The sequence below is a fragment of the Nocardiopsis sp. NPDC055824 genome, assembly GCF_053616335.1.
This window is the reverse complement of the sequence record NZ_JBSHDN010000227.1, coordinates 1-9,649: the sequence shown is the minus strand read 5'-3', so window position 1 is coordinate 9,649 and position 9,649 is coordinate 1. Positions and strand designations below refer to the sequence as shown.

The 9,649-nt window shown below is 73.9% G+C and carries 8 protein-coding genes and 1 tRNA gene; 1 reads left to right on the top strand and 8 read right to left on the bottom strand.

What is annotated here, in order from left to right; genetic code table 11:
* Nucleotides 1–24: 24 nt before the first annotated feature.
* From ACWGL3_RS28215 to ACWGL3_RS28185, 7 genes are all read right to left on the bottom strand, one after another.
* On the bottom strand, nucleotides 25–2,469 hold the full coding sequence (locus tag ACWGL3_RS28215) for an FtsX-like permease family protein (protein WP_452461992.1): 2,445 nt from the start codon (nucleotides 2,467–2,469) through the stop codon (nucleotides 25–27).
* A complete protein-coding gene (locus ACWGL3_RS28210; RefSeq protein WP_267947178.1) occupies nucleotides 2,469–3,218 on the bottom strand; it encodes an ABC transporter ATP-binding protein in 750 nt (249 codons plus the stop codon). The genes ACWGL3_RS28215 and ACWGL3_RS28210 overlap by 1 nt, the downstream gene beginning before the upstream one ends.
* Nucleotides 3,219–3,349: 131 nt before the next feature.
* Nucleotides 3,350–4,126, bottom strand: coding sequence for an MBL fold metallo-hydrolase (locus ACWGL3_RS28205; RefSeq protein WP_267947179.1), 777 nt, complete (start codon nucleotides 4,124–4,126; stop codon nucleotides 3,350–3,352).
* Between the two features lie 31 nt (nucleotides 4,127–4,157).
* Complete coding sequence (locus ACWGL3_RS28200; protein ID WP_267947180.1) at nucleotides 4,158–5,234, bottom strand: ABC transporter ATP-binding protein; 1,077 nt, start codon at nucleotides 5,232–5,234, stop codon at nucleotides 4,158–4,160.
* The gene (locus ACWGL3_RS28195) at nucleotides 5,231–5,992 is read right to left on the bottom strand and encodes an ABC transporter permease (RefSeq protein ID WP_267947181.1); all 762 of its coding nucleotides are present in this window, start codon (nucleotides 5,990–5,992) and stop codon (nucleotides 5,231–5,233) included. The genes ACWGL3_RS28200 and ACWGL3_RS28195 overlap by 4 nt, the downstream gene beginning before the upstream one ends.
* Nucleotides 5,989–6,846: an ABC transporter permease subunit gene (locus ACWGL3_RS28190; protein ID WP_346660225.1), complete on the bottom strand. Its 858-nt coding sequence runs from the start codon at nucleotides 6,844–6,846 to the stop codon at nucleotides 5,989–5,991. Before ACWGL3_RS28190 ends, ACWGL3_RS28195 begins: the two co-directional genes overlap by 4 nt.
* Nucleotides 6,846–7,892, bottom strand: coding sequence for an ABC transporter substrate-binding protein (locus tag ACWGL3_RS28185; RefSeq protein WP_267947183.1), 1,047 nt, complete (start codon nucleotides 7,890–7,892; stop codon nucleotides 6,846–6,848). Before ACWGL3_RS28185 ends, ACWGL3_RS28190 begins: the two co-directional genes overlap by 1 nt.
* A 218-nt stretch (nucleotides 7,893–8,110) precedes the next feature.
* Here ACWGL3_RS28185 and ACWGL3_RS28180 point away from each other — a divergent pair, with 218 nt between their 5' ends.
* Entirely contained in the window at nucleotides 8,111–9,121 is a 1,011-nt protein-coding gene (locus ACWGL3_RS28180) for a LacI family DNA-binding transcriptional regulator (protein WP_267947184.1), read from the top strand.
* Between the two features lie 254 nt (nucleotides 9,122–9,375).
* Here ACWGL3_RS28180 and ACWGL3_RS28175 read toward each other — a convergent pair.
* Nucleotides 9,376–9,464: transfer RNA gene (locus tag ACWGL3_RS28175), tRNA-Ser, on the bottom strand.
* Nucleotides 9,465–9,649: the final 185 nt, after the last annotated feature.

Sequence of the window (9,649 nt, the reverse complement as noted above, 5' to 3'; positions counted from 1 at the left end):
CCGCGGGGCGGACCCCGGCTCCGGTCAGTCGGCGCCCAGCCCCTCGGCCGGGGCTATCCGCGCCGCCCGCCGGGAGGGGAGCACGGTGGCCGCCGCCGCGATGACCAGGGCGGACACGAGGACGAGTGCCAGCTCCGCCCAGGGGACCGCGACGACGAGGGGTGCGGTCCCCCCGACGACCGCGTTCACCCCGACCAACCCGTAGGGAATGCCGATCACGAGCCCCAGCAGTGCTCCCAGGACGGCGATGACCGCAGCCTCCACCGCGAGTGTGCTCCTCAGCCCCCCTCTGGTCAGTCCCAGTGCCCGCAACAGGGCCAGTTCCCGCGTCCTCTCCAGGACGGACAGGCTCAGGGTGTTCGCCACTCCGAGGCTGGAGATGACCACCGTGACCAGGAGCATCGCCAGCGACAGGTTGACGAGAACGTCGAGGACGTCGGTGAGGCCGGTCCGTTCGGCGAGGGCTCCGCTCAGCGTGATCGCGGGGTCCGCCCCGGCCACCCGGCTCATCTGCTCGGCAAGGGCGTCGTAGTCGGCCCCGGCGGCGGCCGTGCCCCAGACCATGCCCCGCTCGTCACCCGGGGCGACCGCGTCCAGGGCCTCCTCCCGCACCACGGGGCTCGCGGCCCCGGAGGAGGTGGCGAGTTCGGACGCGTACAGCGTGAAGCGGTGCGCCTCGCCGTCGACGGACAGGTCGACGGTCTCCCCCTGCGCGGCGCCGAGCGCGTTCAGCTGGTCCTCGGACACCAGCATGGCCGGAGCTCCGGTGCCGTCCGCGGCCAGGTCCTCGGCCCCGACGGCCCGCGCCAGCTCGGGGGAGACCCCCACCAGGGTGGTCTCGCCCAGACCCTCGACGGTCACCTGTTCGGTGCGCGGCGTCTCCACCAGCACCAGGTCGTCGATGTCGCGGACCATGTCCACGGTCGCCGCGGGCACCGAGCCGGTGTCCACCCGCGCGCTCACGTCCACGGGGAACCGGTCGTCCAGATCACCGTCGATGGTGGCCCGCCCTGTGCTCGCGGCCGTGGCCAGGGCCGCGATCAGCCCGAGCCCGAGCACCAGGGTGAGGGTGGCCGTGGCCGCCCTGCCCGTGTTGCGCCGGAGGTTGGCCCCCGCCAGCTCGGCGATACCTCCCCGGAGACGCAGCAGGCGGTCGGCCCCTCCGATGAGACGGGAGATCGCGTAGCGCAGGGCCATGAGCAGGCCGACGGCGCCCACGGAACCGCCTGCGATGGACACGGGCAGGTTCTCGGCGAGCATGCCGAACACCATCACCGCCGCACCGGTGGCGGCCGCGGCGAGCCCCACCGCGTGGACGGACCGGAAGCGGACCCCGTTCTGGAGCGGAGCCGAACGCAGTGCCTCGACCGGCGCGGTCCCGGCGGCCTTGCGGGCGGGGAACCACGCGGCGCACACGGTGGTGGCCACACCCGTCAGGAACGCCCCGGCCAGGGCCGGAACACCGACGTGCAGGCCGCCCCCGGTCAGTTCCATCAGCGAAGCACCCGCGTACCCCGCGCCCACGCCCGCGGCCACACCGATCGCCGAACCGATGGAACCGATGATCAGCGCCTCGGCGAGAACCAGGTTGCGCACCTGGGACCTCTCCGCGCCCACCAGCCTGAGGAGCGCGGTGTCGCGGCGCCGCTGGGAGAGCAGGATGGTGAACGTGTTGGCGATGACCAGGGCGGCCGCGAGCAGGGCGATGAGGGCGAACACGAGCAGGATGAGTTCCAGCTGCTGGGCGCCGCCCGCGAACCGGTCCGCCGCCAGCCGGGACTGTTCCTCCGCCGTCATCGGGTGGAGATCGTCGGGCAGGTCGGCTCCCATGCTCTCGACCACCGCCTCCGGAGAAGTCCCGTCGGCGATGTCGGCCGTGACGCTCAGCGGGCTCTCCCCGGCGAAGAAGCCCTCCGACGTGTAGAACTGGTACTGGACCCCGGTCAGCGGCCGGAATCCGATGTCGGCCGCGCCGACGACGGTCATGTCGGTCGTTTCCCCGTCGCCTACGAGAAGGCTCACGGTGTCGCCCACCGCGAGCCCCGCGGAGTCGAGGGTCGGTGCGTCGGCCACCATCTCGGCGGCGTTCGCGGGCCACTCCCCCTCCGCCAGCTCGAACCACCGGAGTTCGTCCCGGTCGGAGATGCTGTAGAGGTTGGCGGTGGCGCGGATCTCGTCCGTGACGAGCTGGACGGTGCCCGCGTGGAGGGGGGCCGTGGCCGTGACGTCGGGGTGCTCGGCCACCTGCTCGGGCCATCCGGCACCGGGATCGGCCGCCTCCGGATCGCGGTCCACGATCACGTCGGCAGCCGACAGCGGGGCCGCGGCGACGATGCGCAGGCCGGCGGACGAGGTCGCGGCGAACACGGCGGTGGCCGCCAGGAACAGCGTGCCGAGCACGATCGCCGACAGGACCGAGGCGAGCCGGGCGGGGTGGGCGGCGGTCTGCGCCCAGGCGTAGCCGGGCATCAGGCCTCCGTCCGGGCCATGGCGGCCAGTACCTCGTCGGTGGTCGGCCGTTCGAGCGTGCCGTGGAGGGCACCGTCGGACAGCAGCAGCACCCGGTCGGCGTAGGTGGCGGCGACCGGGTCGTGGGTGACCATGACGATCGTCTGTCCGAGCCGGGTGCCCGCCTCGCGCAGCCGGCCGAGGAGTTCGTGGCCGGTGGAGACGTCGAGGGCGCCGGTCGGCTCGTCCGCGAAGACCACCGCGGGCCCGGTCAGCAGGGCTCGGGCGATCGCGACGCGCTGCTGCTGGCCTCCCGACATCTCGGAGGGGCGGTGCCCGAGCCGGTCCCGGATGCGCAGGGAGCCCACGATCTCGTCGAAGAACGCCCGGTCCGGGGTGCGGCCGGAGAGCTTGAGCGGGAGCAGGATGTTCTGCTCCGCCGTCAGGGCCGGCAGCAGGTTGAACGCCTGGAAGACGAAACCGATGCGCTCGCGCCGGAGCCGGGTCAGCCGCCGGTCGTCCAGGCCGGCGAGGTCCGTCCCCTCGACCAGCACCCTCCCCGAGGTGGGCGTGTCCAGCCCGGCCAGCAGGTTCATGAGGGTGGATTTTCCGGAGCCGGAGGGCCCCATGACGGCGACGAACTCGCCGCGGGAGAAACCGAGGCTCACCCCGGCCACCGCGGTCACCGCCGTCTCGCCCCCGCCGAACCTCTTGACGAGGTCGACCGCTTCGAGAGCGGTGTCATCCACTGTGATGGTCTGCTTGTTCATGGAGCCTTCCCTCGTCGGACCTTCGGGGTCCCACGCTAGGAAGGCGCGGTGTCGCGCCGACAGTGCCGACCGACGGGGGCCGCCCCCGACGATCGTCGGGGGCGGGCGGGGGCCGGGGCGGGCCGGCCCCCTCAGAAGCGGCTGCCGGGCCTGGCCACGCTCACCTCTCCGGTGAAACCGCGGGCCGCGTGCCTCCTGCCCTCCTCCCACATGCCGGGGTCGGCGAAGTGGGTGAGAACCAGGTGCCCGGCCCCTGCCTCGGCGGCCAGCTCCCCGGCCATCGCGGCGGTGAGGTGGCCGTGGCCGTTCAGTGCCTGGTCGTCGGCCTCCAGGTAGGTCGCCTCGCACACGAACAGGTCGGCGCCCCCGGCCGCGCGCACGACGGCCTCGCAGTACCCCGTGTCGGAGGAGAAGGAGACCACCCTGCCGTCGGGGTCCTCGAAGCGGAGCGCGGCCGAGGGGACGCTGTGGTGGGCCCGGAAGGAGCGGAAGGACGTCCCGGCCGCCTCGTAGCGGGTCGTCCCGTCCATGGCCATCTCCCGGGGCTCGAAGGACTGGGCGATCGGGCTGTTCATCGTGGGCAGCGTCGGGATGCCGAAGACCGCGTCGAAGGCGGCCAGACGCGGGGCCTCCCCCGCCGGGTAGTACAGGGGGATGCGCGGCAGGACCTCGGGGAAGGTCCACCGGTAGGCCCAGGCCATGAGGTCCAGGCTGTGGTCGGCGTGCAGGTGCGTCACCACGATCCCGCGCAACCGGTCGAGCCCGTAGCGCGCGCAGTAGGCCAGCAGGGACCCCGGACCGGCGTCGACCAGCAGGACGCCGTCGCCGGTGTGCAGCAGGTAGCAGGAGGCGGGGCCCTCCGCAGTGGGCGCCGTGGCGTTGGATCCGAGGATTTCGAGTTCGAGCACGGTTGCTCCTTCGTACGGTGGCCTGGCGGTCTCAGGGGGCGGGAACGAGCAGGGTGGCGCGGCCGGGGACGACCGCCAGCGACACGGAGCGGCCGATCCGGGCGTCGGGCGGGACCCGGACCCCGAACACGTGGCCGTGCGCGTCGACCGTGAGGCGGACGGCGTCGCCGACGAACTCGGCGTGCACCACCCGCGCGGTCACCGCGGCCCCGTCGTCGCGGTCGGTGACGGTGAGGCTGTCGTCGCGCAGGAGGAGGCGTGTGCGGCCGTGGCCGGTCGGTCCCGTCCCCAGGTCCTCCGCCGGGATCCTCCACCGCCCGTCGAGCACCGCGGCCCCGTCCGGGGAGCGCTCCGCCTCCAGCAGGACCGCGCCGGCCAGGAAGTCCGCGACGAAGGCGTCGGCGGGGTCCTCCCAGAGTTCTCGGGGGGTCCCGAACTGCACCAGGGTCCCCTCGCGCATCAGGGCGATCCGCGTCCCCAGGGAGAGGGCCTCGCGCTGGTCGTGCGTGACGATCAGCGTGGCGCACCCCGAGGAGGAGAGCATGGCGGACAGCTCCCTGCGCAGGCCGCCCCGCAGCTGGGGGTCCAGGGCCGCCAGGGGCTCGTCCAGGAGGAGGACGTCCGGTTCGACGGCCAGGGCCCGGGCCAGCGCCACGCGCTGGCGCTGGCCGCCGGACAGCTGGCCGGGCCGGCGTCCCGCCAGCTCGGTGAGCCGGGTCAGCTCCAGCATCTCGGCGACCCGTCGGCGCCTGCGGTCCGCCGGGAGCCGTCGGGCGCGCAGGCCGTAGGCGATGTTGCCCGCCACGCTCATGTGCGGGAACACCGCGTAGTCCTGCGGGACCAGGCCCACGCCCCGGCGGGCCGGGTCCAGGTGCGTGATGTCGCGCCCGCCCAGGCCGATGGCTCCCCCCGCGACCGGGGTGAGCCCCGCCACCGCGCGCAGGGTGCTGCTCTTGCCGCAGCCGGAGGGGCCGACGACGGCCACGGTCTCGTCGGGCCGCACCTGCACGGACACCCCGCGCACGGCCTCGGTGTCGCCGTAGCGGATGGTCAGGTCGGACACGGTGAGACCGGGCGCCCCGGTCTCGGGTTCACGGAGATCGGTCACGGAGTGCTCCTCAGGGCGCGCCGCCGGGCCAGCACGATGGCCGTCAGCACCGGGGCGACGAAGGCGATGAAGATGATCGACTGCGCGGACGCGGGTTCGAGCCTCTGTGTGGAGTAGGAGTCGAACAGGGCGAACGGCACGGTGGGCGTGGCGGGCGGGTTGACGAAGAAGGAGATGTTGAACTCGCCGAAGGAGAGGGCGAACACCATCGTCACCGCCTGGGTGAGGGCGGTGAGGCAGCCGGGAACGGTGACCGTGGCCAGGACCCTGGCCGAACCGGCCCCCAGGCTGCGCGCCACCCCTTCGTGGAGGCGCAGTTCCTCGTCCGCCAGCGCGGGGACCAGGGCGGCCAGGGTGAAGGGCAGCGTGAACACCACGTGTCCCATGACCAGCAGCAGCCCGCTGGGGCGCAGTGCCGCGTAGGCGCTCACCAGGGCGACGCTCAGCGCGATGCCCGGCACGGCCAGGGGGACGTTGACGAGGTATCCCGTCAGCCGGGTCAGCGGCGAGGGGTGGCGGGCCACCCACCAGGCCAGGGGTCCGGAGAGGACGAGGTTGACCGCCACCACCAGCGCCGCCACGGCGAGGCTGCGGACGATGACGGGGGCGAGCGGGGGCCAGGCGTGGGCGAACCAGTCGAGCGTGAACCCTCCGCCCCAGGGCCCCTGCGAGAAGTCGACGCTGGTGGCGACCACCAGGGTCGCCAGGATCGGGATGAGGACGAAGGCGCAGACGGCCCGGGTGACGGCGCGGTTCACGAGGCCACCGCCCGACCGACCAGGCGCCCCAGGCCGCGTCCGAGGACCAGCGCCGCGACGGCCATGGCCGCCAGCAGCACCGCCAGGGTGGAGGAGGCGGCCAGACGGTAGCCGGTGGTCAGTGCGTTGGCCACGTCGAGCGGGAGCAGGCGGATGCCCTCGGAGAGCGTGGCGACCGTGCCGTACCCGCCCAGGGCGATCGCCGCCGCGGTGCCCCCGGTCTCGATGAGCGCGGGAAGCAGCAGGGGCAGGGTGACCGTGGCCAGTACACGCGCCTTGGAGGCGCCCAGGGTGCGGGCGCTCTCGGTGAGCGAGTGCGGCAGCCCGGCCGCGGCGGCGCGCAGCGGCCCCAGGACGCGGGGCAGCGAGAAGTAGACGTAGGCGACGAGGAGGCCGGGCAGGGTGTAGGCCAGGCCGGCGAACCCCTCCCACAGCGGTGCGAGCAGCCCGGTCCTGCCGTTGAGCACGATCGCGAAGAACCCGATGATGATGCCGGGGAGGGCGATCGGCAGGGTGAGCAGGGCGTCGGTGGAGGCGCCTCCGGCCCCGGCGCGGTCCTGCCGTGCCTGGTGCAGCACGACGGGGACGGCGATCACGAGCGTGGCCAGGACGGCCACCCCGGCGACCAGCGCCGACGCGGCCAGGGACTCGCGGACGGACGCCGAGGCCAGGGCGTCGGCGTAGTGCTCCAGGGTGGGTCCCCCGTCGGCCGGGGCGCTGCCCAGGCCGAGGGAGTTGCCCACCAGCACCGCGACCGGGTAGGCGCTGAACAGGCCGATGACCGCGAGGGCCGGGAGCGCGGCGGTCCACGGGGGCGGCGTGCGAAGGCGCACGCGCGCGGTGCCGGGGGCCACTAGAAGCCGACCTCGCTCTGGTACATGTCGATGAACTCCTGCTGCCGCTCGCCCTGTTCGAGGTAGTCGATGGTGATCGCGCGCTCGTAGTCGGCCTCGGGCAGGACCTTGTCCTCGAGCTCCTCCGGCATCCCGCCGACCACCGGGCGCATGTACCCGTCCGCGAAGAGGCCCTGGCCCCGCTCGGAGAAGTAGAAGTCCAGGAGCTCCCTGCCGTTCTCGGCGTTGGGGGCGCCCTCGACCAGGCCGACGATGTAGGGGATCTGCAGCGACCCCTCCTCGGGGATGACGACGCTGACGTTCGCGCCCTCGTCCCGGAGCTTGTAGCCGTTGAAGTCGGTGTCGATGAGGATGGGGATCTCGCCCTGGGCGACCTTGGCGGTGGCGGTCTGGGCCGAGGTGGAGGCGCCGTTGTCCTTCAGCTCGGCCAGGTAGTCCAGGCCCGGCCCCCAGTCGGACAGGTCGCCGCCGAGCGCGTGGTTGACCGCCGTCGCGGCGGAGTAGCCCACGGCCGCCTGGGTGGGGTCGAGGTAGCCGACCTTGCCCTCGTAGGCGGGGTCGAGGAGGTCCTCCCAGCCTTCCGGCACGGGCGCGCCGTCCAGGTGGTCCTCGTTGACGATGAAGGCGATCGTGCCGGTGTGGACGGCCGTCCAGTTCCCGTCGGGGTCGCGCAGGTCCTCGGGGACCTCCTCCGCCCCCTCCGGCACGTGGGCCTGGAGGACGCCGGCCTCCACGAGCTGTCCGGCGAAGGCGATCCCGGTGTAGGCGACGTCGGCCACGGGAGCCCCCTTCTCCGCCTGGAGCGCGGCCAGGGCCTGCCCGGAGTTCTTCGGGTCGTTGGGGGCCTGGATCCCGGTCTCCTCGGTGAAGGCGGCCAGGACCTCGCCGTAGTTCCCCCACTCGGCGGGAGAGTTGTAGGTGATGACGGTGCCGCCGTCGCCGGTGGCCGAGGCCGGGGGGAGGTCGGCGTTGCCGCAGGCGGTCAGGGCGAGGACGGCGGTGATCGCGGCCGCACTCAGGACGCCGCGGCCGTGGGCGAGGGTCATGGGGATCTCCGTGGTCGGCGCGGCGCCCGTCGGACACCGCTGTTCCGGATCGTGTGATTAAACGATTAATCAGCACTGTGACCTGCCATGACGCAAACGGTGTCCACGGCTTGAACTCCCGAGGAACAGCGCTCGGCGCTACCAGGCCCGCGCCGGTTCCGGTCCCTGCGGGCACACGGTACTTTTCGAGTCCACGGCCGCCGTCCCCGAGGAGTGCCATGCCCGAACCGACCAAGCGCGCGACCCTGCGGGACGTCGCGGCCGGGGCGGGCGTCTCGGTCGCCCAGGCCAGCTTCGCCCTCAACGGCACCGGCCGCGTGGCCCCGGCGACCGCGGAGCGGGTCCGCCGCGTCGCCGCGGAACTGGACTACCAGCCCGACGGCCGGGCCCGGGCGCTGCGCACCGGACGGCGCTCCGCCTACGGCGTGGTGATCCGGAACATGCGCAACCCCTTCTTCCTGGACGTGCTGCGCGGCATGGAGACCGTCGCGCACCGCAAGGGGGCGCTCCTGCTGATCATGAGCTCGGACTACGACCAGGAGCGGGAGGGAGCCGCGCTGCGCAGGCTCGCCGCCGAGGCGGTCGCCGGGATCGCCATCGCCCCCATCGGCCGGCGCGGCCGCCTCCTGGAGTGGATGGACCGCCACACCCATATCCCGGTGGTGGCCTTCAACTGCACACCGGAGCCCGACCGCGAGGGGGCCGCGAGCCGCCTGTCCACGGTCGGCCCCGACGACGACGCCGCCGTCTCCCTGGCCGTGGCGCACCTGGCGGAGCGCGGGCACCGCGAGGCCGCGCTGCTGACGGCGCCCGAGGCCCTGGCCGCCGACTGGGGACGCGAGGAGTCCTTCCTGCGCCGCTGCGCGGAGCACGGGATGGCCGGAGACGTGGTGCGCGGCCCGCTGGACCACGAGGCGGTGGCCCGCAGGTCGTCGGAGATGATGGCGCGTCCGGGTCACCGCGCCCTCGTCGTCAACTCCGACCACCTGAGCGCCGCCGTCTACGACGCCGCCCGCTCCCGGGGCCTGCGCGTGGGCCGGGACGTCAGCGTCGTGGGCCACGACGACCTGCCCACCTCCGCCCTGCTGGACCCGGGCCTGACCACGATCGCCGTGGAGCGCGAGGCCCTGGGGGAGCAGATCATGGACCTGCTCGTGGAGGGCCCCGGCACCGCCGTGCGGCTGCCCGTGCGCCTGGTGGAGCGGGGGTCGGTCGCGCTCCTGGCATGAGGCGGCCGGGGGCGGCGGCGCGCGGCGGCGGGGGGAGCGGTGCCCGGAGTCGAGGAGCGGCGCCCGGGGGGGACGGCGCGGGCTCCCCGGCGTGGAGCCGGAGCAGCGTGGGCGCAGTGTGGGCCGTCTCCACCGTTCGGCTGATCCCCTGAGACGGGGTGAGACCGCATGCCACGGCGTGCAACTGAGACCAAGACTGAGACCGGGCACGCACGAGGGGCCCCGCGCCGAAGCGCGGGACCCCTCGTGATCTGCGGAGGATCGGGGATTTGAACCCCGGAAGGCGTTGCCACCTAACCGCATTAGCAGTGCGGCGCCATAGACCTGACTAGGCGAATCCTCCTGGCTGTGACAAGACTACAGACACCACGGACGGTTGCGCAAAACGAGGGCCCGGATCGCGGCACGGGGACACGCCGCGCGCGGGTGGAGCGGCGGAGCGGAAGGCGCACCCCGGTCCGCCGCTCCCGTGGCGGGGGCGCCGCACCCCGGTCCGCCACCCCGGCACCGTGTTCCGCGGGGCCGCGG

Excerpts from the sequence above, each read along its gene's own strand:
- ACWGL3_RS28180 (WP_267947184.1), top strand. The coding sequence starts at position 8,111 with ATGCCCGAACCGACCAAGCGCGCGACCCTGCGGGACGTCGCGGCCGGG.
- ACWGL3_RS28210 (WP_267947178.1), bottom strand. The coding sequence starts at position 3,218 with ATGAACAAGCAGACCATCACAGTGGATGACACCGCTCTCGAAGCGGTC.
- ACWGL3_RS28215 (WP_452461992.1), bottom strand. The coding sequence starts at position 2,469 with ATGCCCGGCTACGCCTGGGCGCAGACCGCCGCCCACCCCGCCCGGCTC.
- ACWGL3_RS28185 (WP_267947183.1), bottom strand. The coding sequence starts at position 7,892 with ATGACCCTCGCCCACGGCCGCGGCGTCCTGAGTGCGGCCGCGATCACC.